This is a genomic window from Streptomyces novaecaesareae, assembly GCF_000716875.1.
GTDB lineage: Bacteria > Actinomycetota > Actinomycetes > Streptomycetales > Streptomycetaceae > Kitasatospora > Kitasatospora novaecaesareae.
Window position 1 is genome coordinate 1 of sequence record NZ_JNWQ01000045.1, and the last position, 26,471, is coordinate 26,471.

At 72.4% G+C, this 26,471-nt stretch carries 21 protein-coding genes and 1 pseudogene; 7 read left to right on the top strand and 15 right to left on the bottom strand.

The window, feature by feature from the left end; translation table 11 throughout:
- Positions 1-36: 36 nt before the first annotated feature.
- A pseudogene (locus OP86_RS18645) lies at positions 37-1,113 on the top strand (polysaccharide deacetylase family protein); the annotation flags it as partial.
- A gap of 61 nt (positions 1,114-1,174) precedes the next feature.
- On the opposite strand, the gene OP86_RS18650 reads toward OP86_RS18645, so the two are convergent.
- Entirely contained in the window at positions 1,175-3,205 is a 2,031-nt protein-coding gene (locus OP86_RS18650) for a transglycosylase domain-containing protein (RefSeq protein WP_234434916.1), read from the bottom strand.
- A 184-nt stretch (positions 3,206-3,389) separates the two neighbouring features.
- On the opposite strand from OP86_RS18650, the gene OP86_RS18655 reads away from it, so the two are divergent.
- Positions 3,390-4,499, top strand: coding sequence for a hypothetical protein (locus OP86_RS18655; RefSeq protein WP_030257172.1), 1,110 nt, complete (start codon positions 3,390-3,392; stop codon positions 4,497-4,499).
- Between the two features lie 77 nt (positions 4,500-4,576).
- On the opposite strand, the gene OP86_RS18660 is transcribed toward OP86_RS18655, so the two are convergent.
- From OP86_RS18660 to OP86_RS18690, 7 genes are all read right to left on the bottom strand, one after another.
- Complete coding sequence (locus OP86_RS18660; protein WP_030257170.1) at positions 4,577-5,476, bottom strand: Gfo/Idh/MocA family protein; 900 nt, start codon at positions 5,474-5,476, stop codon at positions 4,577-4,579.
- Between the two features lie 64 nt (positions 5,477-5,540).
- Complete coding sequence (locus OP86_RS18665) at positions 5,541-6,212, bottom strand: O-methyltransferase (RefSeq protein WP_030257168.1); 672 nt, start codon at positions 6,210-6,212, stop codon at positions 5,541-5,543.
- Positions 6,213-6,313: 101 nt separating this feature from the next.
- A complete protein-coding gene (locus OP86_RS18670) occupies positions 6,314-6,982 on the bottom strand; it encodes a DedA family protein (RefSeq protein WP_030257166.1) in 669 nt (222 codons plus the stop codon).
- 289 nt (positions 6,983-7,271) lie between these two features.
- Positions 7,272-8,087, bottom strand: a complete 816-nt coding sequence (locus OP86_RS18675; RefSeq protein ID WP_030257163.1) for a class I SAM-dependent methyltransferase — start codon at positions 8,085-8,087, stop codon at positions 7,272-7,274.
- Positions 8,088-8,291: 204 nt separating this feature from the next.
- On the bottom strand, positions 8,292-9,095 hold the full coding sequence (locus tag OP86_RS18680) for a spermidine synthase (protein ID WP_051830254.1): 804 nt from the start codon (positions 9,093-9,095) through the stop codon (positions 8,292-8,294).
- A 53-nt stretch (positions 9,096-9,148) separates the two neighbouring features.
- Positions 9,149-10,120, bottom strand: a complete 972-nt coding sequence (locus OP86_RS18685; RefSeq protein WP_030059341.1) for an alpha/beta hydrolase — start codon at positions 10,118-10,120, stop codon at positions 9,149-9,151.
- Positions 10,121-10,289: 169 nt separating this feature from the next.
- Positions 10,290-11,393 carry a D-alanyl-D-alanine carboxypeptidase gene (locus tag OP86_RS18690; protein ID WP_234434915.1) on the bottom strand — a complete coding sequence of 368 codons (1,104 nt, stop codon included), beginning with the start codon at positions 11,391-11,393 and terminating at the stop codon, positions 10,290-10,292.
- Between the two features lie 148 nt (positions 11,394-11,541).
- On the opposite strand from OP86_RS18690, the gene OP86_RS18695 reads away from it, so the two are divergent.
- Positions 11,542-12,945: a selenium-binding protein SBP56-related protein gene (locus OP86_RS18695; RefSeq protein ID WP_030059343.1), complete on the top strand. Its 1,404-nt coding sequence runs from the start codon at positions 11,542-11,544 to the stop codon at positions 12,943-12,945.
- A gap of 19 nt (positions 12,946-12,964) precedes the next feature.
- Here OP86_RS18695 and OP86_RS18700 read toward each other — a convergent pair whose 3' ends face one another.
- Positions 12,965-13,381 (bottom strand): ferredoxin reductase domain-containing protein, encoded by a 417-nt coding sequence (locus OP86_RS18700; RefSeq protein WP_030257153.1) that lies wholly within the window; start codon positions 13,379-13,381, stop codon positions 12,965-12,967.
- Positions 13,382-13,488: 107 nt separating this feature from the next.
- The gene (locus OP86_RS18705; protein ID WP_051830248.1) at positions 13,489-14,382 is read right to left on the bottom strand and encodes a helix-turn-helix domain-containing protein; all 894 of its coding nucleotides are present in this window, start codon (positions 14,380-14,382) and stop codon (positions 13,489-13,491) included.
- Between the two features lie 157 nt (positions 14,383-14,539).
- Here OP86_RS18705 and OP86_RS18710 point away from each other — a divergent pair, with 157 nt between their 5' ends.
- Complete coding sequence (locus OP86_RS18710) at positions 14,540-15,658, top strand: NAD(P)-dependent alcohol dehydrogenase (RefSeq protein WP_078588646.1); 1,119 nt, start codon at positions 14,540-14,542, stop codon at positions 15,656-15,658.
- A gap of 120 nt (positions 15,659-15,778) precedes the next feature.
- On the opposite strand, the gene OP86_RS18715 is transcribed toward OP86_RS18710, so the two are convergent.
- From OP86_RS18715 to OP86_RS18725, 3 genes are all read right to left on the bottom strand, one after another.
- Positions 15,779-16,141: a DUF6114 domain-containing protein gene (locus OP86_RS18715; protein WP_051830256.1), complete on the bottom strand. Its 363-nt coding sequence runs from the start codon at positions 16,139-16,141 to the stop codon at positions 15,779-15,781.
- Positions 16,142-16,344: 203 nt separating this feature from the next.
- Positions 16,345-17,001 carry a DUF6230 family protein gene (locus tag OP86_RS18720; RefSeq protein ID WP_030059348.1) on the bottom strand — a complete coding sequence of 219 codons (657 nt, stop codon included), beginning with the start codon at positions 16,999-17,001 and terminating at the stop codon, positions 16,345-16,347.
- A gap of 139 nt (positions 17,002-17,140) precedes the next feature.
- Entirely contained in the window at positions 17,141-17,893 is a 753-nt protein-coding gene (locus OP86_RS18725) for a TetR/AcrR family transcriptional regulator (RefSeq protein ID WP_051830249.1), read from the bottom strand.
- 429 nt (positions 17,894-18,322) lie between these two features.
- Between OP86_RS18725 and OP86_RS18730 the strand changes: the two genes are divergently transcribed.
- The 3 genes from OP86_RS18730 (at position 18,323) to OP86_RS18740 (ending at position 21,453) form a co-directional block, all read left to right on the top strand.
- Positions 18,323-18,991, top strand: coding sequence for a hypothetical protein (locus OP86_RS18730; RefSeq protein WP_030059350.1), 669 nt, complete (start codon positions 18,323-18,325; stop codon positions 18,989-18,991).
- Between the two features lie 135 nt (positions 18,992-19,126).
- Positions 19,127-20,017, top strand: a complete 891-nt coding sequence (locus tag OP86_RS18735) for an AAA family ATPase (RefSeq protein ID WP_030257142.1) — start codon at positions 19,127-19,129, stop codon at positions 20,015-20,017.
- Positions 20,014-21,453 (top strand): VWA domain-containing protein, encoded by a 1,440-nt coding sequence (locus OP86_RS18740; RefSeq protein ID WP_030257139.1) that lies wholly within the window; start codon positions 20,014-20,016, stop codon positions 21,451-21,453. The genes OP86_RS18735 and OP86_RS18740 overlap by 4 nt, the downstream gene beginning before the upstream one ends.
- An 80-nt stretch (positions 21,454-21,533) precedes the next feature.
- Here OP86_RS18740 and OP86_RS18745 read toward each other — a convergent pair whose 3' ends face one another.
- Positions 21,534-22,514 carry an alpha/beta fold hydrolase gene (locus OP86_RS18745; RefSeq protein WP_030257136.1) on the bottom strand — a complete coding sequence of 327 codons (981 nt, stop codon included), beginning with the start codon at positions 22,512-22,514 and terminating at the stop codon, positions 21,534-21,536.
- A 176-nt stretch (positions 22,515-22,690) separates the two neighbouring features.
- The gene (locus OP86_RS18750; RefSeq protein ID WP_030059354.1) at positions 22,691-26,191 is read right to left on the bottom strand and encodes a S8 family serine peptidase; all 3,501 of its coding nucleotides are present in this window, start codon (positions 26,189-26,191) and stop codon (positions 22,691-22,693) included.
- Positions 26,192-26,471 lie beyond the last annotated feature (280 nt).

Below are 26,471 nucleotides of genomic sequence, written 5' to 3' on the forward strand. Positions count from 1 at the left end.
AGATGTGTATAAGAGACAGCCCCAACCCCCACCCCCACCTGGGACGGCCAGGTCAAGGTGCTCGGCGACGGCTCCACCTCCTACACCGGCCCGCAGCCCAAGCAGCCGACGCCCGAGAAGCTGAAGCCCGGCGAGAAGCCGCCACAGTTCGTCGTCTTCTCCTGGGACGGCGCGCTGGAGGGTGACGACCGGCTGTTCTCCCGCTTCCGCAAGCTGGGCGCGGAGAACAACGCCCAGATGACGTTCTTCCTGAGCGGCATCTACACCCTGCCCAAGTCCAAGCGCACCCTCTACCACCCCCCGCAGCACGACCCCGGCTCCGCCGCCATCGACTTCGCCACCGACGCCCACATCAAGGACACCCTGGAGCAGCTGCGCCTGGCCTGGCAGGACGGCAACGAGATCGGCACCCACTTCAACGGGCACTACTGCGAGTCCAAGGGCGGCAAGGACTGGAGCGCCGAGGAGTGGAAGAGCGAGCTCGACCAGGCGGTCTCCTTCGTCACCAACTGGAGGACCAACACCGGGTTCAAGGACCTCCCGCCGCTCCCCTTCGACTACACCAAGGAGCTGGTCGGCGGGCGTGCCCCCTGCCTGGAGGGCCAGAAGAACCTGCTCCCGGCCGAGAAGGCGGCGGGCTTCCGCTACGACGCCAGCTCGCCGGGCGAGTTCCAGGTCTGGCCGGTCAAGAAGGAGGGCATCTGGAACTTCCCGCTCCAACTGCTGCCCTACCCGGGCAAGTCGGCCCAGGTCCTCTCGATGGACTTCAACTTCCTCGCCAACCAGTCCGGGAACACCACCAAGGGCGACCAGAGGAAGTACGACGCGTGGGAGAAGGAGACCCGGGACGGCTACCTCGCCGGCTTCGAACGGGTCTACAACGGCAGCCGGGCCCCGCTCTTCATCGGGAACCACTTCGAGGACTGGAACGGCGGCATCTACATGCAGGCCATCGAGGACGTGATGAAGAACGTCTGCACGCGCGAGGAGGTCCGCTGCGTCTCCTTCCGGCAGGTCGCCGACTGGCTGGACGCCCAGGATCCCCAGGTGCTCGACAAGCTGCGCCAGCTGGACCCCGGGCAGCCCGCCGACTGGCCGCGTCTGGTCAGGTGAGCCCGGCCGTGGGGCCCGTGACAACACCACGGGCCCCACGATCCCCCCGCTCACACCCGACTCACCTTCCGCTCGCCGCCTTCATGTACGAGGTCCAGATCCGGGTCGGCAGCGCCGAGTCCGGGGTGTCCGGGGCGGCCCCGCCCAGGCCTTCCAGCGAGAGCAGCTTCATGTCCTTCAGGTCCGCCCGGAAGACGGTGACCGCCGTGGCCATCCGCCCGTCGTAGCCGACGGACCACCCCGCCGTACGGTCCGCCGTCGTGCCGGGCAGCGCGGCCACGTCCGGCCCGGCCTCCGCCGCCGGCCGGGCGCTCCCGTCGCGCACCGCGCCCTTGAGCGCCGCGTCCACCTCTCCCGCGACGGCCGGGGTCAGCGCCTGCGCGGCGGCGGGCAGCCGCAGCGCGAGCGGTGCGCCGTTGCGGCTGATCCTGAGCACCGAGTAGGGGTCGGTACGGCTGCCTCCCGCGGCGAAGGCGGTGTACGCGTCGGCGGTCCTGATCGCGCTCGGGGTGGAGTTCCCGACTCCGAAGGCCGGCACCAGTTCGCCCATGCTGTTCGGGAGCAGGCCCAGGTCGGCGGCGGTCTTCTGCACCCGGTCGAGGCCGACGTCCATGCCGAGCTGCATCATCGGCCCGTTGACGGACTGCTCCACCGCGCTTCGCAGGCTGACCGGGCCCCAGTTCCGCTTGCCGTCGTTGGCGGTCTTCACGATCTTCCCGTCCCGCCCCCAGTACGGCCCCTCGGGGGTCAGCACGTTCACGCCGTTGTCCCCGTTGTACGTGGTGGTGGGCGTCACCGGGGTCCGGCTGCCGCCGCGCTCGCGCTGTACGCCCTGGCCGAGCCCGGCCGCGTACACGACCGGGGTGAAGGCCGAACCGACGGGCACTGTCGAGGTGTTGGCGTTGTTGAAGCCCTGTTTCAGGTAGTCGGGGCCGCCGTAGAGCGCGACGATCCGCCCGTCCAGGGCCACCGAGGCCGCGCCGACCTTCAGCGCCTTGTCGGTCTCCCGAGTGCCGGGATCGATCCCCTTGGTGGCTTCCTGGACGGCCGCGGCGAGGGCGTCGACCTTCGGCTTCTCGAAGGTGGTGTGGATCTGGTAGCCGCCGAGGTCCAACTGGGCCGAGGTGATGTCGCTGTGGCTCTCCACGTAGGCCCTGGCCATGTCCACCAGGTAGCCGACCTGCCCGCTCAGCCCCGCCGACTTCGGCTGCGGCCTGGGCTCGGGGAACACCGTGTACCGGGCCCGCTCGGCGGCGGAGAGCTTTCCGACGTCCACCATCCGGTCCAGGATCCAGGCCCACCGGTCCTCGGCCCGCTGGTGGTTCTCCGGGCTGAGCGCCGGATCGTACTGCCCGGCTCCCTTCAACAGGGCGGCCAGGAAGGCGCCTTCGCTCGGATCGAGCTGTGAGACGTCCTTGCCGTAGTAGGCCGCCGCCGCGCGTTCGATGCCGTAGCTGCCGCGCCCGAACCAACTGGTGTTCAGATAGCCGGCCAGGATGTCCTGTTTGCTCATCCGGTGGTCCAGCTTGACCGCGATGACGATCTCGCTGAGCTTGCGGGACATGTCCTGGCGCTGGTTCAGGTAGGTGTTCTTGACGTACTGCTGGGTGATGGTCGAGCCGCCCTGGGTGTCGCCGCCCGAGAGCATCGTGTAGACCGCCCGGCCGATGCCCTTCACGGATATCCCCGGGTCCGAGTAGAAGGTCTCGTTCTCGGCGGCCAGCACCGCCCACTGCACCGACTGCGGCACCTGGTCGAGCGGCACCTCCTGCCGGTTGGTCGGGCCGATCCGCGCCATCTCGGTGCCGTCCGCCCAGAAGTAGACGTTGTTCTGCTGGGTGGCGAAGGCGTTCAGGTCCTCCGGGACCTTGGTGATCGTGTAGAACCAGGCCGCCAGGCCGGTCAGTGCCGCCACCCCGATCCCCGACAGCAGGAGCAGCTGCCGCCAGGACGGCAGCCAGCGCCGCACCCCTCGCCGCCCGGCGCGCGGATAGTCGATCCACCGGAACGGGCGCCACCGCCGACGCCCGGTCTCCTCCGGCTCCTCGCCCTCGCCGCCGCCCTCGCCCTCGCAATCGCCGCGTGTGCGCACAGTCCGGTCTCCGATCCGCTCGTGGGACAGCCCCCTCCGTACAGATAGATGCGTCGGGGCCCTTCCAGGGAGGTCAGGAACGGTTGTGATCATGGTCATACCGCGCGACTGCGCAGCCGTCTCCCCCGGCCGGCACCGGCGCCCGACGCCGCGACCGCGCCGATCGACCGTCAGAATGGGCGCCATGAGGTTGATCCACACCGTGCTCGGCGCGCTGCTGCTCCTGCTGGTCGTCGGCAGCATCCTGCGCACGCTGGTCGTCCCGCGGGGGCTCTACTCATCCCTGGTGAACCGGCTGTGGGCGGTGCTGCGGGCGGTGCTGCGGCTCTCCGCCGCGCCGATCGGCGGCTACCGCGCGCAGGACCGGGCGCTGACCTGGCTGGCGCCGCTGGTCCTGCTGGGCATGCTCACGGTCTGGCTCAGCGGGATGCTGCTCGCCTACACCCTGCTGCTGCACGGCACCTCGGAGTTCAGCTGGACGATCGCCATCCGCGAGGCCGGCTCCAGCCTCTTCACCCTCGGCTTCGCCAGCGGTGAACGGCTGCAGCTGTCCGCGATCGACTTCATGGCCGCGGCCAGCGGCCCCCTGGTGATCGCCCTGCAGATCTCCTACCTGCCGACCCTCTACGCCGCCTACCAGCGGCGCGAGACCGAGGTGACGCTGCTCCAGTCCCGGGCCGGCGAGCCCGCGTGGGGCCCCGAGCTGCTGGCCCGCCAGTCCCTGGTCGACACCGAGACCGCGCTCCCCCAGCTCTACCGGGACTGGGAGCGGCTGGCCGCCGACATCGGCGAGAGCCACTCCAACTACCCGGTGCTGCTCTCCTTCCGCTCCCCGCAGCCGAACCGCAGCTGGGTGGTCGGCCTGATCGCCGTGATGGACGCCGCGGCCCTGCACCTCGCCCTGTGCCCGCGCTCGGCCCCGCCCGAGGCCCGCCTGGTGCTCCGCGCCGGGTTCACCGCGATGCGCGACATCGCCACGTCACTGCGGATCGACTTCGACCCGGACCCGGACCCGAGCGTGCCGATCCGGCTGAGCTACGCCGAGTACCTGGGCGCCGTCGCGATGATCAGCGCGGCCGGCTTCCCCCGCGAACGCCCGGTCGAGGACGCCTGGCCGCACTTCCACGGCTGGCGCGTCAACTACGAGGCCGTGGCGTACGAACTGGCCCGCCGCAGCGACGCCGTCCCCGCCCTCTGGACCGGCCCGCGCGACTTCCGCGCGGCCGTCATCCCCCCGGCCCGCCCGACCGACCGCCGCCCGGGGCCGTCCCAGCCGCCCCTGCCGCCGGTCTGACCGGACTGGCTGACGCACGACGCCGGGCGGGGCACGTCGGTGCCCCGCCCGGCGTCACGTCTCCCCTCGGACGGCTTTCAGACCTCCACCGGTCCGCCGACGGCCAGCGAGCGTTCGGCCGCGGCGAGGATCTCCACCACCCGCAGGCCGAAGTCCGCCCCGCACGGATGCGGCTCCCCGGAGGCTGCGGCGGACCACAGGGCGTCCAGCGCCCGGTGCAGGGCGGCGAGCGGGCCCTCGCCGCGCTCCGGCAGGTGCACCACGCCGTGCTCGCCGCGCAGCTCCATGCCCGTCCCGCCCGCCGCGACCGGCGCGGTCAGGCTGAGCGCCAGCGTGCTCGACGCGCCGCCGGCGTGCCGCAGCACCAGGTGCACGGCGTCCAGCGGGCCGGCCACCGCCGTCACCTGCGTCACGTCGCCCAGCACCGGCAGCAGCACGGACAGCGCGTGCGGGCCGACGTCCCACAGCGAACCCTTCTCCTGGCGCCACGGCGAGGCCGCGTACGGGCTGGAGCTGCCCGGCGCGAACACCGAGCCCAGCCAGTCGGAGCGGCCGGTGTACCAGCCGCCCAGCGCCGCCTGCTCCTCGATCCACGGGATCTGCGGGCCGCCGAAGCGCACCGTGAAGAACACCACCGAGGCGACCCCGTGCTTGCGCACCGCCTCGGCCACGGCCCTGGCGTCCGGCACGGTCAGCGCGACCGGCTTGTCCAGCAGCAGGTGGCAGCCGGCCTCGGCGGCCCGCACCGCGAGGCCCGCCTGCACGGTCGGGGGCAGCGCGATGGAGACCGCGTCCACGTCGGCCAGCAGCCGGTCGAGGTCCGCGTACCCGGGCACGCCGTGCGCCGCGCCCAGCGCCTCGGCGGCCTCCGGGCGCCGACCCCAGACGCCGGCGAACTCCAGCCCGGGGTGTTCGGCCAGTACGGGCGCGTGCACCCGCTCCGCCCAGGGGCCGGTGCCCAGCAGTCCGATCCGCACGATGTCTCCGTTCCTCTTGTTCCGTGATTCAGCCCTGTTCGCGGGCTCAGCCCTGGACGCGGGCTCAGCCCTGGACGCGGGCGAGCGTGAACCCGTCGTAGCCCTTGCTGCCGACCGTCTGCACCGAGGTCGCGGAGACCCTCGGCTCGGCCGCGATCAGCTCGTGCAGGGCCCGGGTGCCGACCACCGCCGGGTCGGCGCTGTCCGCGTCGGCGACGGTGCCGCCGCGCACCACGTTGTCGACGATGATCAGCGAGCCCGGCCGGGTCAGCTGGAGCGCCCGGCGGAAGTACTCGGGGTTGCTCGGCTTGTCCGCGTCGATGAAGACCAGGTCGAAGGGCTCGACGCCCTGCTCCACCAGCTCCGCCAGCGAATCGGCGGCCCGGCCGACCCGCACCTCGGCGACCCGATCCAGCCCGGCGGCGGCCAGGTTGCCGCGGGCGACCTCGGCGTGCCGGGGGTCGATCTCCAGGGTGATCAGGGTGCCGTCGGCGGGCAGTGCCCGGGCCAGCCAGATCGCGCTGTAGCCGCCGAGCGTGCCGACCTCCAGGATGCGCCGGGCGCCCTGGGTCAGCGCCAGCAGGTGCAGCAACTTGCCCTGGTTGGGGGCCACCGCGATCTGCGGCAGCCCGGCCGCGTCGGCAGCGGCCGCCGCGTCCTCCAGCACCTGGTCGTGCCCGACCAGCTGCTCGGAGAAGTAGGCGTCCACGGCATCCCACGTCGACTGTGACGACATCGGGCCCTCCAGAGTGCAAGATCGGCAGGTGCTCCGCCGATGCTACTCCGAGGGCCCGATGGCTCCGGGACGGCCGTCGGGCGACCGTCAACCGTTTCCTGTCACTCCGCGACCGGGGCCTTGGCCGCCGCAGCGGCGGCCGCCGCTGCCTCCTCCGCCTCGATCCGAGCGTGGGTCTTCGCGGCCCGGCGCTTCATGATCCAGGCCGAGAGGGCGCCGATCACCACGGCCGCGGCCAGGCCGGCCCAGGAGAAGCGGGCCAGCCACGGCTCGATGCTCTTGCCCACCTTGTAGACCAGCAGCGTCGTACCACCGGCCCAGACCACGCCGCCCAGCACGTTGGCGATGAGGAACTTCCAGTACGGCATCTTCAGCGCGCCCGCCAGCGGACCGGCGAAGATGCGCAGCAGGGCGATGAACCGGCCGAAGAAGACGGCCCACATGCCCCACTTCTGGAAGGAGCGCTCCGCGGTGGCCAGGTGGGAGGGCCCGAAGTGCTTGGGGAACTTGCGTCCCAGCTTCTCGAAGAGCGGCTTTCCCCCCTTGCGCCCGATCGAGTAGCCGATCGAGTCGCCGATGATCGCGCCGGCGATCGCGCAGGCCGCGACGCCCCACGGGCTCACCACGCCCTTGACGGCCATGAGCGACGCCGTGACCAGGGCGATCTCGCCGGGCAGCGGGATGCCCAGGGACTCGATGCCGATGATCAGACCGACGACGGCGTACACCGCGGTCGGCGGAATGCCCTCGATCCAGGCGTCGATGTGCAAGGCCAGTACCTCCGTGGCAGGAGCGGGACGGGCCCGGCTCCCCGTGGAGCCGCGGGCCCGTCCCGTCATTTGTCATCCGATGGCGGCAGTCAGGCCGCGCCCCCTCAGGGCAGCCTAACGTGCCGGGCGGCCTGTCCCCCCGGCCGATCACCCGTGGTTACGACGTACGCCCCCCGGGCCATGGTTCCAGCTTGACCAGCATTTCCTCAAGATTCGGCAAAGTCACTCAGCGTTCGGCGCCCAGTGCCCAGCGCTCAGCACTCAGTGCCCAGCGCTCAGTGCTCAGTGCTCAGTGCTCGGCGAACCGCAGGGCCACCACGGACGGCCGCCGCTTCACCCGGCGCGCGAGCGGCAGCAGGGCGCGCACCGCTCCGCGTCCGCCCTCCGGGTACACCTCGCGCACGTCGGTGACCGCCGGGTGGGCGGTGGCCAGTTTGCCGTGCTCGTCCGCGTCCATGCCGAACGGCATCGGCGGCGCCTGGTAGTTCCGGTCCTTCAGCTTGCCCTCGGCGGCCCTGCGGCTGAACCAGCGCGGCACCGCGTCGAACACCAGCGACCCGCCGGGGAAGCGCTCGGCACAGGCCGCGATCAGGGCGCGGACCTCCTCCGGCCGCAGGTACATCAGCAGGCCGTCGGCGCTGATCAGCACCCCGTTGGTCGGGTCCACCGCGTCCATCCAGCCCGGGTCGGTGGCCGAGTGGGCGAGGATCCGGTGCCGCTCGTCCGGCGGCAGCAGCCGCTCCCGCAGCGCGGCCGTCTCCGGCAGGTCCACCGACAGCCAGTCCGCCCGCCCGTTGTCGACCCGCCAGGCCTGTGTCTCCAGCCCGTCCCCGAGCCCGACCACGGTGCCGCGCGGGCACCGGTCCAGGAAGTCGGCCACCTCGCGGTCGAAGCAGGCCGCCCGCAGCGCCTGCAGCTGGCTGACCGTCGCGTTGCTGCCGAACCGCGCCTCGAACGGGAAGTCGATCCGGTCCACCAGCTCGACCGCCTTCGGGTCCGCCAGCACGGTGTCCGGCCGCCGTGCCTCCACCGCCCGGTGCCACAGCGTCCACAGCGCCGTCTCGGGCACCGCTCCCAGCTCGGGCCGCTCCGCGCCGCCAGTCATCGCTCGCTCCTTCGACGTGCTCCACGCTCGGGCATGAACCCGCCGATTCTGACACCCCGTCCGGGCCGCCCGATCCGCCGACGCGCCGGGCCGGCGCGGGCGGGCCAGGGTCTGTCCGGCCCGGGCGGGCCGGCGGTTCGACGTGAGAAGTCGGCCACGCCGACTTCTCACGCGCGGCCCTTGCCGGGATCGGCTCGACTCCGCTCAGCCGACGCTGAAGGCGCCGTCCGGCGGGGGCGGGGAGTCGGTGGCGTCCGCGTCCGTGACCGGGGCGGCGCGGCCGACCAGCGCGGCCAGGTCCTCCCCCTCCACCAGCCGGGCCGGGAAGATGTCGCCCGCGAAGAGCCGGGCCAGCTCCGCCGCCGGCAGCGGCGCCGTGGAACCGGCCAGCAGCACGTTGCCGTACCGGCGCCCGCGCAGCACGGACGCCTCCGCGACCAGGCAGACGTACGGGAACACCGCGCGCACCGTCGCCGCCTGCGCCCTGGCGAAGGCCAGCGGCGGGCCGTCCGCCAGGTTGGCCGCGTAGCAGCCGCCCTCGCGCAGCGCGGCCGCCGCCAGGCGGACGAACTCCACCGAGGTCAGGTGCGCCGGAGTCCGGGACCCGTGGAAGACGTCCGCGATGACCAAGTCCCGCGATCCCGAAGGGAGTTCGGACAGGGCCACCCGGGCGTCGCCGACCGTCGCGGCGATCCCCGCGCCGTCCGGATCCGGGCCCGGCCAGGGCAGGTGCTCGGCGACCAGCTCCAGCAGCGGCCCGTCCACCTCCACCACCCGCTGCCGCGAACCGGGCCGGGTCGCGGCCAGGTAGCGGGGCAGGGTCAGCGCGCCGCCGCCCAGGTGCAGCACGTCCAGCGGCTGCCCGGCCGGGGCCAGCGCGTCGGCGAGGTGGCCGAGGCGCCGGGTGTACTCGAACTCCAGGTGCGTCGGATCGGCGAGGTCGACGTACGACTGCGGGGTGCCGTCCAGGGTGAGCAGCCAAGCGCCGTCCCGGTCGATGTCCGGCATCAGCTTGGCGAAGCCGAGGTCCGTCCGCCGGCCGACCGGCACCGGCTCGTCCGTCACGCGCTCTCCCCGACGGGCCGCACGTCCAGGTACGCCGCGAGCCACTGGTCCAGCTCGGCGAAGACCTGGGTGCGAGCCTTCTCGCCGGAGAGCACGAGGTCGTGCATGCCGCCCTCGATCCGGACGATCGTCACGTGCCGGCCCAGCCTCGGGCCCTGGGCCGCGATGTCGTCGGCGCGCAGCACGGCGTCGGCGTGGTGCAGGGCGTTGTGCCACTTGGTGGTGGCGATGGACTTCGTGGAGGCCATCAGCAGCACCGGCACGTCGATCCCCAGCCCGTGCCGCAGCCGGCGGTGCCCCTGGTGGATCGCCGACAGCCAGCCCGCGAACAGCGGGAAGCCCTCGGCGGGCTTCAGGGTGAGGTCGAAGTCCCACTCGCCCTTGTGGTCCTTGTGCAGGCTGTGCGTGTAGTGCGGGTTCAGCGTCGACGGCAGGACGCGGGTCGGCGCCAGCCGCGCGATCGCCGTCACCACCGGCCCGCCCGCCGTCCGGACCGCGGGCGCGGCCGGCATCGACAGGAACGGGCTGTTCAGGAACAGCCCGTCCACGACCCCGCGCCCGGCCCGGCGCCCCGCCCACAGCGCCCCGACCAGCCCGCCGGTGGAGTGCCCGTTCAGCAGCAGCTGCCGGTGCCCGTCCACCTCGCGGATGATCCGCACCGCCTCGTCGATCTCCTCGTCGTACTCCGCGAGGTCCCGGACGAAGTTCGGCGACTGGTGCGGCCGCAGCGACCGCCCGTACTTGCGCAGGTCGAGCGCGTAGAAGGAGAACCCGAGCGCGGCGAAGTGGTCGGCCAGGTTGGTCTGGAAGAAGTAGTCGTTGTACCCGTGGATGTACAGGACGGCCCGCTCCGCCCCCGGTACCAGCCGCCGCACGAGCGTCGCGCACACGGCCCCTTCGGCATCAGGCCGCAACTCCAGCTCCGCCGCCTCGTAGGGCGCACCCAGGATGTCTTCCCGAAACTCCATGGGCCTGACTGTACTGGCTCGTCCGCCCCCGTCCACGGCATCGATGAGCTGGCGGGATGTGATGCTCGCAATGCTCTCGCGACGCCGATGACCGACGAGGCCCCCGGCCGGCTGGCCGGGACGTGGGATAGCCCGCTCGACCCGCCCGGGAGCCTCGTCGGTCCTTCCGTCACAGGACGGGCTTGTGGTCCGACCGGTGGGCGGCGTCCTCCCGGCACGCCTCCTGCTGGAGGATCACGGCGATCTCGTCGACGTCGTCGTTGACGTCGAAGAAGCCCTGGATGTTCGGTACCGCCGCGCCGTTGACGCCGACGAAGAAGGTGTAGAGGTGGCCGTCGTCCGCCTCCAGGTAGCCCGCGAACGTCTGCGCGTTGATGGCGAACTGCTGGTTGAGCTGGTCGAAGCCGATGATGGTGCCGGGCTTGGCGAAGACCTTGCCCTTGGCCGGGCAGTCGGTGGTGCAGAAGAGCGCGCCCGTGCCGGACACCCCGAGGATCGGCAGTGAGGTGCGGAACGCGTCCGCGTCGGGGGTGCGCAGCCAGTACGCGAGCAGCTGGTTGAGCCCGGTGGGCGTGACGCGGTCGACCGGGACGTCACCGCGGCCGTCCGCCAGCTGGAACTGGGTCGGGTCGACCTTCGCCGTCTGGCTGAGGAAGTCGTGGACGACCGGGAAGCCGTCGAAGCAGTTGCTGCTGCCGCGGTTCACGGCCATGTTGCACAGGGCCAGGTTGGCGCCGAGGTTGTGGCTGACGTTCAGGATCAGCTTGGCGTACTCGCGGTACGGCGGTGAGACGAAGGCGGCCACCCTGGGGTCGCCGGTGTACGAGGCGGGCAGCTTGCCGTCCGGGTTGGGCCCGGTCGGCAGGTCGATCACGTTGTCGTTGATGATGAGGGGTGTCGGCTGGGGGTTGAGCTCCGGGGGCGTGAACAGCCGCGCGTCGATGACGACGTCGCCGTCGACCGTGGTGATGCCCGAGTCGCGGACCTGGTGGGCGATCTCGTCCAGGCCGGCGAGCGGGTCCTCCGGCGTGAGGGTGGCGCCCGGGACGTCGTCGGCGTAGGTGTGGTCGATGGGGGTGAAGTCGACCGACCCGTCCGGCTTGGTCCGGCCGCCCATGGTGAGGTCGCCCTGGGCGACGAGCGCCAGGTTCCCGGTGAGGGTCGACCCGTTGCGGACGCCGACCGCGTTCACCGGCGTGGTGAAGCGGTGGTCCGGGCCGAGGGCGTGCCAGGCACCGGAGATGGTGATCAGCTTGACGGTCGAACCCGGCATGAAGAACTGGTCGGGGTACAGCCGTCGGGGCTGTCGGAGGGGGCCGTCGGTGCTCTCTGCGCCTCTCCACCACTCCTCGTGCGCCTGCTGTGCGCCGGTGCTCGTGTGGAACGCTTCCCGGACGGACAAGGCGAGTTGGGGAGTCTGCATGCAGCACGAGCACAGCGATCCGTCGCTCTACCGGTCGGCCTCGGAGGCGATCGCCGCGCCGCCGGAGAGGCTGGCGTACGTCGCGGGGTTCGACCGGGCGGGGCAGCAGCCGGACGCGTTGCTCACCGTCGACACGGATCCGGCGTCGGCGAGCTACGGGAAGGTCCTCAACTTCGCCGAACTTCCCACCCTTGGCGACGAGTTGCACCACTTCGGATGGAACGCCTGCTCCAGCGCGCTGGCGCACGCCTGCCACGAGAACCCGGAGCGGCGCTACCTCCTCCTCCCCGGACTGCGGTCGTCCCGGCTGCACGTGATGGACACCCGGCCGGATCCGGTGCGGCCCCGCCTGGTCAGGACCGTCGAGGCGGAGGAGCTGGCCGCCAAGGCCGGCTACTCGCGCCCGCACACCCTGCACTGCGGCCCGGGCGGCGTCTTCCTCTCCTGCCTCGGTTCCGGCGAGGGCTCCGACGGGCCGGGCGGGGTGGCGGTCCTCGACCACACCACCTTCGACGTGCTGCGCGCCTGGGAGACCGAGCGGGGGCCGCAGCACTTCGCCTACGACGTCTGGTGGCACCTGGGCACCAATGTGGCGGTGACCAGCGAGTGGGGCACCCCGTGGATGGTCGAGAACGGGGTGGTGCCGGAGCTGCTGCTGGGCCGCAAGTACGGGCACGCGCTGCACTTCTGGGAGCTGGACTCCGGTCGGCACCTCCAGCGGATCGACCTCGGCGACCAGTACCAGATGGTGCTGGAGCTGCGCCCGGCGCACGATCCGCAGGCGGAGTGGGGGTTCGCCGGGGTGGTCGCGAACGTGGAGGACCTCTCGTCCTCGATCTGGCTCTGGTACCGGGACGGGGCGGCGTTCACCGCGCGCAAGGTGATCGACATCCCGGCCGAGCCGGCCAAGGCGGAGGACCTGCCGCCCGCCCTGCAGCCGTTCGGCGCGGTGCCGCCGCTGGTCACGGACATCAACCTGTCGGTGGACGACCGCTGGCTGTACGTGTCCGCCTGGGGCACCGGCGAGTTGTTCCAGTTCGACGTGTCGGACCCGTTCCACCCCCGGCTCGCCTCCTCCGTACGCCTCGGCGGGGTGACCGCCCGCACCCCGCACCCGGCCGAGCCGGGGCGGCCGTTGAGCGGGGCGCCGCAGATGGTGGAGATCAGCCGGGACGGCCGGCGGCTGTACCTCACCAACTCCCTCTACGGCGCCTGGGACGACCAGTTCTACCCGGGCGGGATCGAGCCGTGGCTGGTCAAGCTGGACGCCGACCCGGTGGCCGGCGGGCTGAGCATCGACGAGCGCTTCTTCCCGCACGGCGCCGACTTCCGGGGCCTGCGCGTCCACCAGACCCGTCTCGCGGGCGGCGACGCCTCCTCGGACTCGTACTGCTTCCGCTGATCACGCAGCGACCGGCCCGTCAGCGTTGCCATGCGTGGTCGTACCGGACCTGCCCCAACGGGACTCCGGTCGCCACGAGTCGGCTTCGGACGGAGGACACCATGCCGACCGGGCCGCTGACGCAGGCCAGGTGGTCGCGCCAGTCGCCGGCCGCCGCGACGGCGTCGGCGAGGCGGCCGGCCGTCACCGGGGTGAGGCTCAACCACGGTTTGTGCAGGACGAGTTCGGCGAGGTCCTGCCAGTCGTAGAGGTCGGCGCGGTCGCGGGCGCCGACGAACAGGTGCACCCGGCGCCCGGTGGGGCGGTGGGCGGACGGGGCGAGGAGTCGGCGCCGTAGGCGCATCGCGTGGTGGCGGGCGATCAGCCGGTCGTACTCGGCGGTGGTGGCTGCGGTGGCGGTGCCGTCGGCAGGGTGTGTGCTGCTGCTGTTGTCCATGTCCTGCCCAGTCAACTGCGGGGCCGCCGAGCACGAGAAGGGCCGATCGCCCCGGGCGGACCCGGGACCATCGGCCCCTTGCGCCTCCGCGCGCGACCCGGGTGCCGCTACCGGGCCTGTTCGGCGGCGGACCCGGCCGTCTCCTCGGCGGCCCGGGCCTGGAACTCGGTGGCCGCCCAACTGGCCAGCAGACGCAGCGACTCGGCGGAGGTCGAGCCCGGTTCGGCGTGGTAGGTGACGAGCACCTGGTCGGCGTCGGCCGGGCGCAGCGTCTCGTACTGCAGGCTGAGCCGGCCGACCACCGCATGGTGCAGCCGCTTGGTGCCGTGGCCCTTGTCCTGGATGCCGTGGGCGGCCCAGAGGCGGCGGAACTCCTCGCTCTTGACGGAGAGTTCGCCGATCAGCGAGGCGAGCCGAGGGTCGTCCGGGTCGCGTCCGGCGTCCAGGCGCAGCATGCCGACGACGTCGGAGGCCTTGCCCTCCCAGTCCAGGTACAGCTCGCGGGCACCCGGGTCGAGGAAGAGGTGCCAGGCCATGTTGCGCTGCTCGGGCGGCATCGCGGCGAAGTCCCCGAGCAGGGCGGTGCCCAGACGGTTCCAGGCGATGATGTCGAGGCGCCGGCCGAGGACGTACGCGGGCACGCCCTCCATCGCGTCGAGCAGTTGCTGCAGCTCGGGGCGGACCCGCTGGACCCGGGCGGCGGCCCGGCCGGGGCGGCGGCGGGCGGGCTTGGTGAGCCGGCCGAGGTGGTCGCGCTCGGCGGGGGTGAGCCGCAGCACCCGGGCGATGGCGTCCAGTACGGCGGTGGAGACGTTCTCGCCGTGGCCCTGTTCGAGCCGGGTGTAGTACGCGGTGCTGACTCCGGCGAGCTGGGCCAGCTCCTCGCGGCGCAGCCCGGGCACCCGGCGCCGGGTGGTGGTGTCCGGAAGTCCCACGTCCTCCGGTCGCAGCCGGGCGCGGCGGGATCGGAGGAACTCGCTGAGTTCGGTGCGCTGGTCCATGTCTGCAGTATGCGGGCGATCCGCCGGCCGGGGACGGGCGAGGCTGATACTGCCGTGCGTACGTTGCGGGGTCGTACGTCCGGCCTGCCTAGGTCCGCCGCTCGTACGATGATCTCTGGTCTGGTTGCCCCCATCGACCCGGCGCACGCTTGGGGACATGACGAACGAGACGACGAACAGCACCACCACGACGAGCACCACCACGACGAGCACCACCGCCGCCGGCACCACCCGCACCGTCGCCGCCTACGCGGCGCAGCAGCCCGACGCCCCGCTGGCGAAGACCACCGTCACCCGCCGGGCCGTGGGCGCGCAGGACATCGTGATCGACATCAAGTACTCCGGCATCTGCCACTCCGACATCCACCAGGTCGGCGAGGACTGGGGCACCGGCATCTTCCCGATGGTCCCGGGCCACGAGATCGCGGGCGTGGTCGCCGAGGTCGGCTCCGGCGTCACCCGCTGGAAGGTCGGCGACCGCGTCGGCGTCGGCTGCTTCGTCGACTCCTGCCGCGAGTGCGACAACTGCCGCGCCGGCCTCCAGCAGTACTGCACCGGCGAGGGCGGCGTCGTCTTCACCTACAACAGCACGGGCAAGGACGGCCTGCCGACGCACGGCGGCTACTCGGCGGAGCTGGTGGTGGACGAGGCGTACGCGCTGCGCATCCCCGACAACCTGCCGCTGGACGCCGCCGCGCCGCTGCTGTGCGCGGGCATCACGCTCTACTCGCCGCTCGCCCACTGGGGCGCGGGCCCGGGCAAGAAGGTCGCGATCGTGGGCCTGGGCGGCCTCGGCCACATGGGCGTGAAGCTCGCCCACGCGATGGGCGCGGAGGTCACCGTGCTCAGCCAGTCGCTGCGCAAGCGCGAGGACGGTCTGAAGCTCGGCGCCGACCACTACCGCGCCACCGCGGACCCGGCGACCTTCACCGAGCTCGCGGGCAGCTTCGACCTGATCGTCAACACCGTCTCCGCCGACCTCGACCTCAGCGCCTACCTGGGCCTGCTGCGCGTCGACGGCACGATGGTGCAGGTCGGCGCGCCGGAGAAGCCGGTCTCGGTCAACGCGCACGCGCTGCTCACCGGGCGCCGCTCGCTGGCCGGGTCGATGATCGGCGGGCTGCCGGCGACCCAGGAGATGCTGGACTTCTGCGGTGAGCACGGCATCACCGCCGAGATCGAGCTGATCCGGGCCGAGCAGATCAACGAGGCGTACCAGCGGGTGCTGGACGGCGACGTCCGGTTCCGCTTCGTGATCGACGCCTCGACCATCTGATCGCAACGCCCCGGCGGTCAGGTCCTCCGACCGTCAGGCGATCCTCCGCAAGGAGGCGGCCCGCCCCGCGTCCCGGTGCTCTCCCTTCACCGGAACGCGGGGCGGTGCCGTCGGCGCCCGTCAGGCCCCGGCGGCCCCGGCCGTCCGCCGCTCCTCGCGGCGGTCCAGCCGCCGCTGCCGGCCCCGGCGCAGCGGCTGGTCGGGCAGCCACCCGAAGGTGAGGCAGGAGCCCACCACCCCGAGCAGCATCCCGATCAGGAAGCCGCCCAGGTTGGAGGTGACCCAGCTGCCCAGCGAGGCCAGGACGGCGAGGATGGAGTAGAACAGCCGCTGCGCCGGATTGAACAGGATCAGCAGGCCGCACAGCACCATCACCGCCGGTACCAGGTACCCGGCCAGCCCCTCCATCCCGATGTGCAGGATGACGGGCAGCGGGGCCTTCAGCGTGAACAGGATCTCGGCGCCGCCGAGCACCACCAGCAGCCCGCCCCAGAACGGTCGCCTGCCCCGCCAGTCGCGCTTGGCCGGGCGGGCGGCGGGCCCACCGGTCGGCCCGGTGGCGGGCGCGGCGGGGGCCGGGGCGACGGCTCCGGGTGCGGCGGCCGTCCCCTCGGCCGCCGCCCCCTCGGCGCGGGCCGCGGCGCTCTCGCCGGCTCCGTCCGGCTCCGGTACGGACGCCGCCATGCTCAGCAGCCCGTGGAGCTGAAGCTCAGCCGCAGGTTGGGCAGTTTGAACCCGACGGCGGTGCTCGCGTAGTTGTGCTGGTTCACGTGCGTCATCTTGACGGTGTCGGCCTGCTGCCCGAAGACGCCGGGGTTGCCCTTGCCGATCGGTCCGGCCTTGGTGTAGGTGCTGGCGTCGCCGCCGATCTCGATGTTGGTGAACTCCGCGTCGCCGGACAGCAGATCGGAGTCGGTGGTGAGGTTGCTGGCGGTGACGGGGGTGCCGCCGTCGCCCGCGTGGATCACCAGGTTGACGCCGCCGAGGTCGACGCTCTGGCACAGGTTGGTGATCTGGGCGCTTCTGATCGCCGACACCGCGACCAGCACCTGGCCGCCGGTGGAGCCCGCGTTGGGGCTGTCCGGGATCATCGAGTCCAGGGCGCCGAACTGTGCGAAGCCGTCGCCCTTCAGTTCGTCGGCGGTGATGGTGAACGGCATGCCGGAGATGGAGAACTGCGCGGCGAGCACGCCCTGGGCGGTCAGCGCCATCAGGACGCCCCCGGCCGCGATGGCGGGTACGGCCATCAGGGCGGTGCGCTTCAGCCGTACCCGGCCTCTTCTCGGCCCGGTCGGCGTCTGCTCGGTCTCGGCCGCCGCGGCGGCGTCCTCGGACATGGCCATGTGTGCTCCCTGTGGGTGGATTGGGTGTGCAGGCACTGGCACGTTGCCCTGGCGCGGACAGCGTTCCACCGCACGACCTTGCCTTCCGGCCCTCGGCAGCGGGGCGGATCCGGTCGGAGCGCGGTGAGTAACTGGGAAGCTACTGCCCGGTATTGGCCCGGTCAATACGGGTGCACGAAGGATCTTCACCGATCTCCGTCGCGAGCCGTACGGCCGCCTCCGCCGGGCCGAGGAACGGAGCCAGGCAGAACATGCTCAACATCGGTAGGAGTTCCGGCAGTTGCTCGGTCCCTCCGGAGTCGACCCGCCGGTGGATCGCACTGTAGACGCCGCCCACCACGGCATCCACGAGGTCCTGCACCCCTACGCCGCACGGCAGTTGGGGCACCTCGGCGAAGAACCCCCGGAACTTCTTGAGGAGTTGCTCGCGCTCCTGCCGCCCGGCGCGGCCGACGGCCTCCACCTCGATCACCGCCATGGTGGCGAACGCCGGTGTTCCCGCGAGGAGTTGAAGCAGCACGCCGAGCGACTTGCGGATCCCCTGACACCAGTCCGATTCGGCCGAGAAGGCCGCCGACATCCGCCGGATCACCACCCCGGTGCCGTACCGGTGCGCGGCCAGGAAGGCGTCCTCCTTGCCGCTGAACAGCTCGTAGAAGACCGGCCTGGTCACACCCGCCGCGCGGCAGATGTCGCTCACCGTCGCATGCTGGTAGCCGCGTTCGGCGACGGTCTGCACCAGCCCGTCCAGCAGCCGCTCGCGCTGGGTCGCGGCGACCACACACGCGGGCATCCGGCGCGGGCCCGGCTTGATCGACCGAGCGGGGTCACGGCCCGTCCGCGCACCGGGCAGCAGGACCACGTCGGCACTCCGCAGGTAGTCCCGATCCATCACCAACTCCTGTGTCCTGTATTGACATTGACGTAATACCGGGTTTACAACACTGGCAGGTTTCCAACCGGTGGGCGAGCAGGCCCCCACCGGCCGACCCCCAGGGGCTCCCACGGCGGACCCAGGCCCGCGGCGGTGGCAGCCGCCGACGTGCACCCCCACTCAGCACCGCACGTCCGCACCGGCTTCGGCGCAGTGCCGCAATGCTGCTGTGTTCGGCAGCGCCGTTCCACCGTCTCCGCCGTAGCGCCGTACCGCCGTAGCGCCGTACCGCCGTACCGCACGAGCGGGCCCGTGGCGCCGGGCCCGTCCGATCCCGCAGCCCCGCCGGAGCCCCCGGTACGCCATGCACCTCCCCCGTCGTGCACACCACCACACCCGCACACGGGGATTCCCCCACCCGTCCCCCGGACGGAGAGAGGTACCCTCATGCGCATCCGCCGCACCCTCGCCACCGCCACCCTGGCCGCCCTCGCCCTCGCCGGCGCGGCCGTGGCACCCGCCGACGCCGCCTCCGCCGTACTGACCACCGGAAGCCCGAGCGGCCCGGCCGTCGCCGTCGGCGACGTCCTGACCGCCAACCTGGTCTCCGGCAGCTACGCGACCTTCTACAACAGCGCCACCGGGACGAGCGGCATCAAGTGTGCCGCCTCCGCCTTCTCGGCGACCGTGACCGACAACCCGGCCGCCCCGGGCAGCGCCGTCGAACAGCTCAACTCCCAGACCTTCGGCTCCTGCAGCTCCAACGTCCTCGGCGTCACGGGCGTCAAGAGCATCACCGTCACCAACCTGCCGTACACCAACACGGTCAGCGACGCCCCCGGCAACCCGGTCAAGCTCACCCCCGGCGCGGCCGGCACGATGGGGACCACCGTGGTGCTCAGCACCATCCTGGGCAGCATCAACTGCAACTACCAGAAGTCCACCGGGATCAACGGCACCACCTCGAACACCGGCAACACCATCGGCTTCTCGGCGCAGCCGTTCACCCTGGTCTCCGGATCGGGCCTGTGCTTCGCCACCGGCTACTTCAGCGCCACCTACGGCCCGGTCACCGACAGCTCCGTCGCCGGCAGCCCGGCACTGTTCGTCAACTGACCCTCCGGCGGCGTACGGCACCGGCACCACGCCGTACGCCGCTCCCCCACCCACCCGTCCACCCCCGAGACACCGAAGTGACCGGCCGGTAGGGTGGCGCCGCACGGACACGGCGACGCGGAACGGGGCAGGCGGATGACCAGCGGCAGCAACGGGAACGGCGACGGCACGGGCTTCTTCACCTCGGTCGCGGACGCCGCCGAACGGCTCGCCGCCACCGGCTACCTGGCCTCCACCGCCGTGGCCACCACCGTCTTCCTCGCCGACCGGCTCGGCAAGCCGCTGCTCGTCGAGGGCCCCGCCGGGGTCGGCAAGACCGAACTCGCCAAGGCCCTCGCCGAGATCGGCCGTGCCCGGCTGGTCCGCCTCCAGTGCTACGAGGGCATCGACGAGGCCCGCGCGCTCTACGAGTGGAACCACGCCAAGCAGCTGCTGCGGATCACCGCCGGCCGCGACCAGGGCTGGGAGGAGGCCCGCACCGACATCTTCGGCGAGGAGTTCCTGCTCACCCGCCCGCTGCTCACCGCCATCCGCGGCGAGGAGCCGACGGTGCTGCTCATCGACGAGATGGACAAGGCCGACGTCGAGGTGGAGGCGCTGCTGCTGGAGGTGCTCAGCGACTTCCAGGTCACCGTCCCCGAACTCGGCACCATCACCGCGACCCGCCGCCCCCTCGTCCTACTCACCTCCAACGCCACCCGGGAACTCTCCGAGGCCCTGCGCCGCCGCTGCCTCTTCCTCCATCTCGACTACCCGGACGCCGAGTTGGAGCGCCGGATCGTCCGGCTCAAGGTGCCGGGACTGGACGACACCCTCGCCGAGTCGGTGGTCCGGATCGTCGGCGCGCTGCGCGCCATGGAGCTGCGCAAGGCCCCGTCCGTCGCCGAGACCATCGACTGGGCCCGCACCCTGCTCGCCCTCGGCGCCGATACCCTGGACGACACGGTCGTCCGCGACACCCTCGGGGTGATCCTCAAGCACCAGGACGACGTCCGCAAGGCCGCCCAGAAGCTCACCCTCGGATGACCGCCCCGGCCCCCGCCGACACCGCGGCCCGCCTCACCGGCCTGGTCCGCGCCCTGCGCGGGCACGGCCTGCGGATCGGCCCGGCCGAGACGGTGGACGCCGCCGCCGTCCTGGACGTCCTGGGCTTCGCCGACCGCGAGCAGATGCGGGCCGGCCTGGCCGCCGCGCTGCTGCGCTCCGACGGCCAGCGGGCGGTCTTCGACGCGACCTTCGACCTGTTCTTCCCTCTCGGCGTCGGCACCCCCGAAGCCGTCCGCGCCGAGCCGCCGCCCGTCCCCGACGACCCGGAGCCGCCGCGCTTCGGCCGCCCCGACCCGCTGCGCGACGCCCTGCGCGAACGCCTCGCCGCCGCCCTCGCCGCCGACGACCGCGCCGCCCAGGCCCGGCTGGCCGGCGAGGTGGTGGAGGCCTTCGGCCGCTACGGCGCGGGCAGCACGCCCGGCTCCGACGGCTGGTCCGCCCAGCAGGCGCTCGGCCGGCTCTCCCCCGAGACCCTGCTCGCCCGGATCCTGGCCGCCCTGCGCGAGCGGCACGGCACGGCGGACCCCTCCGACCGCGACCTTTCCGACCGCGTCCTCGCCGACGAGATCCGCCGCCGCATCCGCGACTTCCGCGCCCTCGTCTCCGGCGAGGCCCGCCGCCGGGTCGCCGAACTGCGCGGCCCCGAGCGGATCGCCGAACGCGCCGTCGCCCCCACCGCCGATCGGATCGACTTCCTCTACGCCGGCCGCGACCAGCTCGCCGAACTGCGCCGCACCGTCCACCCCCTGGCCCGCAAGCTCGCCACCCGCCTGGCCGCCCGACGCCGCCGCGCCGCCCGCGGACAGATCGACCTGCGCCGCACCCTGCGCCGCTCGCTCACCACCGGCGGGGTCCCGCTGCGCCCCGCGTACCGGCTGCGCCGCCCGGCCAGGCCGGAGCTGGTGCTGCTGTGCGACGTCTCCGGCTCGGTCGCGGGCTTCGCGGACTTCACCATGCTGCTGGTCCAAGCGATGCGCGAACAGTTCAGCAAGGTACGGGTGTTCGCCTTCGTCAACCGCACCGCCGAGGTCACCGACCTGCTCCGCCACGGCGACGACCCCGCCCGGCTGGCCGCCCGGATCCTCGCCGAGGCCAAGGTCATGGGCTACCACGGCAACAGCGACTACGGCTCCGCCCTGGGCGACTTCGCCGAACACCACCTGGACGCCGTCGGCCCCCGCACCTGCGTCCTGGTCCTCGGCGACGCCCGCAACAACCACCGCGACCCCAACCCGGACGCACTGCGCCGGATCGCCGCCCGGGCCCGACGGGTCTTCTGGCTCAACCCCGAACAGCCCGCCCTCTGGCCCACCGGCGACTCCGCCGCCCTCACCTACGCCGGCGTCGTCGAGATGCACCCCTGCCGCAACGCCCACCGCCTCGGCGAACTGATCACCCGCCTCCTGCCGGTCTAGGCCCCAGGTCGTCTCCTCGGCAGCACCCGGGCGGCCGGAGCACCGGCCGCCCGGGCCTGTCGAGACGTTCGAACCGGCCGTCAGTCCAGCGACTTCAGGAAGTCCAGCAGCGCCTCGTTGACCTCGGCCGGCCGCTCCTGCTGCGTCCAGTGCCCGGTGTCCGGCAGCCGGACGTGCCCGCGCAGCTTCGGCAGCCGGCCCAGCAGGTGGGTCAGCACCTCGGGCGGGACGATCGCGTTCACCAGGTCCTGCTCGCCCGCGATGAACAGCGCCGGCACCTCGACCGTCACCCCGTTGAAGGCCGCCAGCAGTTCGGCGTTGCGGTCGATGTTGCGGTACCAGTTGAGCCCGCCGGTGAAGGCGCGCTCGCCGTGCGTGGCGTACTCGGCCGTGAAGGCGTCGAGGTCGGCGTCGGTGAGCCAGTCCGGCAGCCGCTCCGGCTCCGGGATGGTGTCCAGCAGCTTCCCGCCCGCGGGGACGATCCACGGCCGCGGCACGCCGTCCGGCTGCTTGCCGGACAGGATGCGGCGCAGGCTGGACTTCACGTCGGCGGCCAGCTCGGCGTCGGCGCGGCCGGGCTCCTGGAAGTAGATCTGGTAGAAGCCCTCGCCGAAGGCCGCCCGGGAGGCCTGGAGCGGCGGCGGCCCGCCGACGGGCAGCGGCGGCACGCTCAGCCCGGCGACGCCGCGCACCAGGTCCGGGCGCAGCGCGGCGGTGGTCCAGGCGACCGGGGCACCCCAGTCGTGGCCGATCACGACCGCCTCTTCCGCTCCCAGCGCGCGGATCAGCGCCGTCACGTCGCCGACCAGGTGCAACAGGCTGTAGGCGTCCACGTTCTGCGGCTGCTCGCTGCGGGCGTAGCCGCGCTGGTCGGGCGCCACCACCCGGTAGCCGGCCTCGGCGAGCGGCGCGAACTGGTGCCGCCAGGAGTACCAGCTCTCCGGGAAGCCGTGCAGCAGCAGGACCAGCGGCCCCTCCCCCTGTTCGGCGAGGTGCAGCCGCACCCCGTTGACCTCGATCTCGCTGTGCTTGATCGCCTCGTACGACACGGAACTCCCCATCGGTAGAACATCGGTAGGAACGTCGGTAGGAACATGCGTCCGTTTCCGTACGTGCCCAACCGCCCGCCCCCGGAACCCTCGCCCTGCCGCCGGTGGGAAAGCAGCCGAGGCCGCCCCGGGAATCCGGGACGGCCTCGGCCTCACAGTGCTCGGACGACGTGTCGATTCACCGCGTGTCAGTTCACCGTGTAGCTGTACGGGATCGCCGCGAGCACCGAACCGGTGGTGCCCAGGGAGTTGTTGGCGGTGGCCACGCCGGTCGGGCCGGACACCAGGTACAGCACGCCCTTGACGGTGCTGCCCTTCGGGCCGGTCGGGGTCAGCGTCACCTGCAGCGAGCCGGTGGCGCCCGGCGCGACGGTCACCGGGTTGGCGGCCTGGGCCGAGGCGTTCACCGCGGCGGCGTACGGGTCACCGGTGCTGGAGGCCAGCGCCGGGTCGAACGCCTGGGTGTGGGCGGTCGCCGTGATGGTGGAGGTGCCGGTCGGGGCGCCGCCGTTGCCGAACGGGCCGATCTGCTGGACGAAGGTGCTCCAGTTGCCCTGGACGATCGGCTGCTCGGCGCTGCCGTTGTCGGTCACGACCGAGATGGTGGAGCCGTTCTGGGCCTTCTTCAGGTCGCCGAACATGTCCGGCGAGCCGGTGGTGGCGCTGACCTCGATCTGGGCCGGCGTCGAGGACGCCGCGACGGCCTTGAGCTGGTCGGTGCCCGGGGGCACCAGGAAGCCCGGCACCGAGGAGCTGAGGCTCAGCGGCAGGTTGACCGACCCGGAGGTGCCCTGCGGCACCAGCGGCACGTCCACCCGGCGGTCGAGGCGGCCGTCGGCCGCGATCTTCTGGGTGGCGACGGTGTTGTTGGTGTAGTTCACCTGGACGGTGACCGGCTTGCCGGCCGCCAGCTTGGTGTGCGCGTCGTTCGGCAGGCCGGCCGCGGTGGCCTGGTTCTGGTTGAACGCGACGGTGCCGGTGAAGTCCTGGGCGAGCTGCTGGCCGCTGACCGGGCCGAGCACGTTCAGGACGAACCGCCAGCGGCCGGCGGCCGGGTTGACGGTGGTGGCCGAGACGCCGGCCGCGGAGCCGGTCAGGTTGCCCTGCGCGTCGAACAGGCCGTTGCCCTCGATGTCGATCGGGGTGCCGTTCGGGCTGATCAGCGCGCCCTGCATGAGCAGGTTGGAGTCCTTGCCGACGGTGACGCCGACCCGCAGGTCCTTCTGGCCCTTCGGGACGTCGAAGCCGTAGGTGAAGCTCTGCGTCGGGGAGGCGCTGCGGCCGTTGCCACCGGTGATGGTGCCGGTGAAGGTGCCCTTGTCCTGGTTGACCGGGACGAGGCTGCGCAGCACGACCGGGACGCTGGTGCTGTTGCCGTTGGAGCTGGAGACGACGATCGCCTCGCTGGAGTCACCGCTGGTCGCCGGGGTGGTCAGCTGGACCTTGAGGGTCTTGGTCTGACCGGGCTGCAGCTCGGTGCTGCTCGGGCTCACGGCGCCGGCCGGCACCGCGCGCTGGGTGGCGGTGCCCAGCTGGACCGGGCCGGTGAAGCCCTTGCCCGCCGGGGTGTAGAGGATCGCGGTCCACTCACCGGCCACCGGGTGCGGGACGTCGACCAGGCCGAAGTCGGCCGGGGTGGCGCCGCCCTGCGGACGGGTGTTGGTCTCGAAGCGGCCCGACGGGTCGAGCAGCGTCATGCGGACCACCGGGCCGTTGGTGACCGGGTTGGGCGCACCGTGCCAGGCGATCGAGGCCGCCAGGCGGTCGGCGCCGGCCGGCACCGTGAACTTGACCTGCTTCTGCACCCAGTCCGTACCGTTGGTGGCGTACTTGAAGGTGTCCTTGGAGGACGCGTCCAGCTGGACGGTCTGCTGGTTGCTCGACTGCGGGGCGAAGCTGCGGGTCGCGGCGCTCACCGTCTGCGGCTCGTCACTGGTGTTGGTGACGGAGACGTCGGTGGTGTGGGTCGAGCCGGGGGTGCCGGCGATGTCGACCTGGCCGGTGTTGACCACGACGGTCTTGGCGCCCTCGGTGCCGTCGCCGTCGTCGTAGCCGCGGGCGGCCTCGACGGCGGCCCGGACGTTCAGCAGGCCGGCGCCCTGCTCCTCGGCCGGAACGCCGAGGTCGCTGGCGGTGCCGGTGAGGAACTTCTTCACCAGCGCCGGGGTGGGCGAGTCGCCGCCGTGGGTGTCGCGGTAGGCCTGGATGACCAGGGCCGCGGCGCCGGTGACGAACGGGGCGGCCTGGCTGGTGCCGCCGAAGGGCTGGATCGGCGAGGCCTGGCCGTTGAAGCCGGTGCACTCGGTGTACTTGGTGACGTCGGGGGTGCACAGCGCCCAGTCCGACTCACCCGGCGCGACCAGGTCGACCGTGCGGCCGGCCTGGGTGAAGCCGCCCGAGGACAGCGCGGAGATGCGGCTGTTGCTCCAGGTCTTGTTGGAGAACTGGGAGGCCGCGTAACCGGTCTGCTGGTAGTTCTGGTTGTCGGTGGACGCGCCGACCGAGATCACGTACGGGTCGGTCGACGGCGTGCCGACGGTGCCGCTGATGCCGGCGTCGCCGGAGGAGACGGCGACGGTGACACCGGCCTTGACGGCCTGCTCGTTGAAGAGCGAGATGGTGTCGTGCGCGCCGCTGTCCGGGGTGACGTTGCCGCCGAAGGACTCGTTCAGGACGTCCACGTGGGCGACCCGCACCGCGTAGTCGATCGACTGCAGGATCGACGAGTTGGACATCAGCTCGCCGCCGGCCTTCAGGGCGACCAGGTCGGCGTCCGGGGCGAGGCCGCGGATGCGGATGTTGCAGCCGGCCGGGAGCGGGTGCGAGGCGTTGACGAACTTCGAGACGTCGTAGGTCTGGCGGCCCTGGGCGATGACCGCCGAGGCGTCGCCGAAGGCCTCGGCCGCGCCGGTCGGCGCGTCCCAGCCGTCGCCCGCGAAGTCCTTGTAGTCGACCACGGCGTGCGAGCCGTCGGCCCGGATGAAGTCCGGGTTGTTGGGGTCGAGGCCGTCCGCGATGTAGGCGACCTTGACGCCCTTGCCGGTCGCCAGGTTCTCGACGCCGGGCTTGCCGTTGCCGGTGTAGGCCCGGACCGAGTACAGGCCCTCGGGCTCCAGCAGGGGCTTGCTCGGGTCGGAGGGGCAGACCGTGTTGGTCGCGTTCTCCTCGGCGCCCTGGCCGTTGCTGCCCGTCACGGCCTGCGCGGCGGCGGCCTTGGGCGCCTTCGCGCCGGAGGCGGCCGCGGTGTCGGCGGCGTCCTTGGCGGTCTTGGCCTTGCCGGCGGCGGCCGGGGCGACCTGGACCTGGGTGTCCGCCACCACGGAGGAGACGGCCGGGTCCGCCTGCAGCTGGGCGCGCAGGGCGGGGCTGACCGTGGCCGAGAAGGCGTTGCCGACCACGAAGCTCTTGATGTTGGTGCCGCCACCCGCCTTGACCTTGTTCAGCAGCGGCGCCTGGGAGTCGGCGGTCTTCTGCTGGCGGGCCCCCAGGTGGCCGTGGTCGGCCGGGGCGTCGGCTATCTGGTCCTTCAGGATCACGATCACCGGCACCGGGGTCCCGTCCGCGGACGCCTGGGCGTTCTGCGGGTCCGGGGTCGGAGCTGCGTTGGCGCCGGTCCCGAAGCTCAGGACCATGGACGCGGTGGTGACCGTGACGGCAGTTGCTAGCAGGGATTTCCGCCAGCCGATCATGGACATCCTTTCGTCTGATGAGACGTCAGGTAGCACGGGCGAGCGTACGCGGATCCTGGTCGGACGCGTGGTTGCTCGGACCGCGCGTCCCGACAGCGCTCGAATTCCAGCGCATCCGACACGACCACGACAAGGGGGGAAATCCCCATCAGAAAGTAAAAATGACCATCAGAAAGTAAAATTCACGGCAGAAATCGGGCCATGTCCGCCCCTTTTCACCGATCAGACCCGCCCGGAACCGACCGAACCCGCACCGGAAATGTCGGTGGCGAACTCTCGT

What these genes read in the sequence shown, in the direction of transcription:
- OP86_RS18655 (WP_030257172.1), top strand. Translation starts at nt 3,390, where the DNA reads ATGAGGTTGATCCACACCGTGCTCGGCGCGCTGCTGCTCCTGCTGGTC.
- OP86_RS18665 (WP_030257168.1), bottom strand. Translation starts at nt 6,212, where the DNA reads ATGTCGTCACAGTCGACGTGGGATGCCGTGGACGCCTACTTCTCCGAG.
- OP86_RS18675 (WP_030257163.1), bottom strand. Translation starts at nt 8,087, where the DNA reads ATGACTGGCGGCGCGGAGCGGCCCGAGCTGGGAGCGGTGCCCGAGACG.
- OP86_RS18680 (WP_051830254.1), bottom strand. Translation starts at nt 9,095, where the DNA reads ATGCCGGACATCGACCGGGACGGCGCTTGGCTGCTCACCCTGGACGGC.
- OP86_RS18685 (WP_030059341.1), bottom strand. Translation starts at nt 10,120, where the DNA reads ATGGAGTTTCGGGAAGACATCCTGGGTGCGCCCTACGAGGCGGCGGAG.
- OP86_RS18690 (WP_234434915.1), bottom strand. Translation starts at nt 11,393, where the DNA reads ATGCCGGGTTCGACCGTCAAGCTGATCACCATCTCCGGTGCCTGGCAC.
- OP86_RS18695 (WP_030059343.1), top strand. Translation starts at nt 11,542, where the DNA reads ATGCAGCACGAGCACAGCGATCCGTCGCTCTACCGGTCGGCCTCGGAG.
- OP86_RS18700 (WP_030257153.1), bottom strand. Translation starts at nt 13,381, where the DNA reads ATGGACAACAGCAGCAGCACACACCCTGCCGACGGCACCGCCACCGCA.
- OP86_RS18705 (WP_051830248.1), bottom strand. Translation starts at nt 14,382, where the DNA reads ATGGACCAGCGCACCGAACTCAGCGAGTTCCTCCGATCCCGCCGCGCC.
- OP86_RS18710 (WP_078588646.1), top strand. Translation starts at nt 14,540, where the DNA reads ATGACGAACGAGACGACGAACAGCACCACCACGACGAGCACCACCACG.
- OP86_RS18720 (WP_030059348.1), bottom strand. Translation starts at nt 17,001, where the DNA reads ATGGCCATGTCCGAGGACGCCGCCGCGGCGGCCGAGACCGAGCAGACG.
- OP86_RS18725 (WP_051830249.1), bottom strand. Translation starts at nt 17,893, where the DNA reads ATGGATCGGGACTACCTGCGGAGTGCCGACGTGGTCCTGCTGCCCGGT.
- OP86_RS18730 (WP_030059350.1), top strand. Translation starts at nt 18,323, where the DNA reads ATGCGCATCCGCCGCACCCTCGCCACCGCCACCCTGGCCGCCCTCGCC.
- OP86_RS18735 (WP_030257142.1), top strand. Translation starts at nt 19,127, where the DNA reads ATGACCAGCGGCAGCAACGGGAACGGCGACGGCACGGGCTTCTTCACC.
- OP86_RS18740 (WP_030257139.1), top strand. Translation starts at nt 20,014, where the DNA reads ATGACCGCCCCGGCCCCCGCCGACACCGCGGCCCGCCTCACCGGCCTG.
- OP86_RS18745 (WP_030257136.1), bottom strand. Translation starts at nt 22,514, where the DNA reads ATGGGGAGTTCCGTGTCGTACGAGGCGATCAAGCACAGCGAGATCGAG.
- OP86_RS18750 (WP_030059354.1), bottom strand. Translation starts at nt 26,191, where the DNA reads ATGATCGGCTGGCGGAAATCCCTGCTAGCAACTGCCGTCACGGTCACC.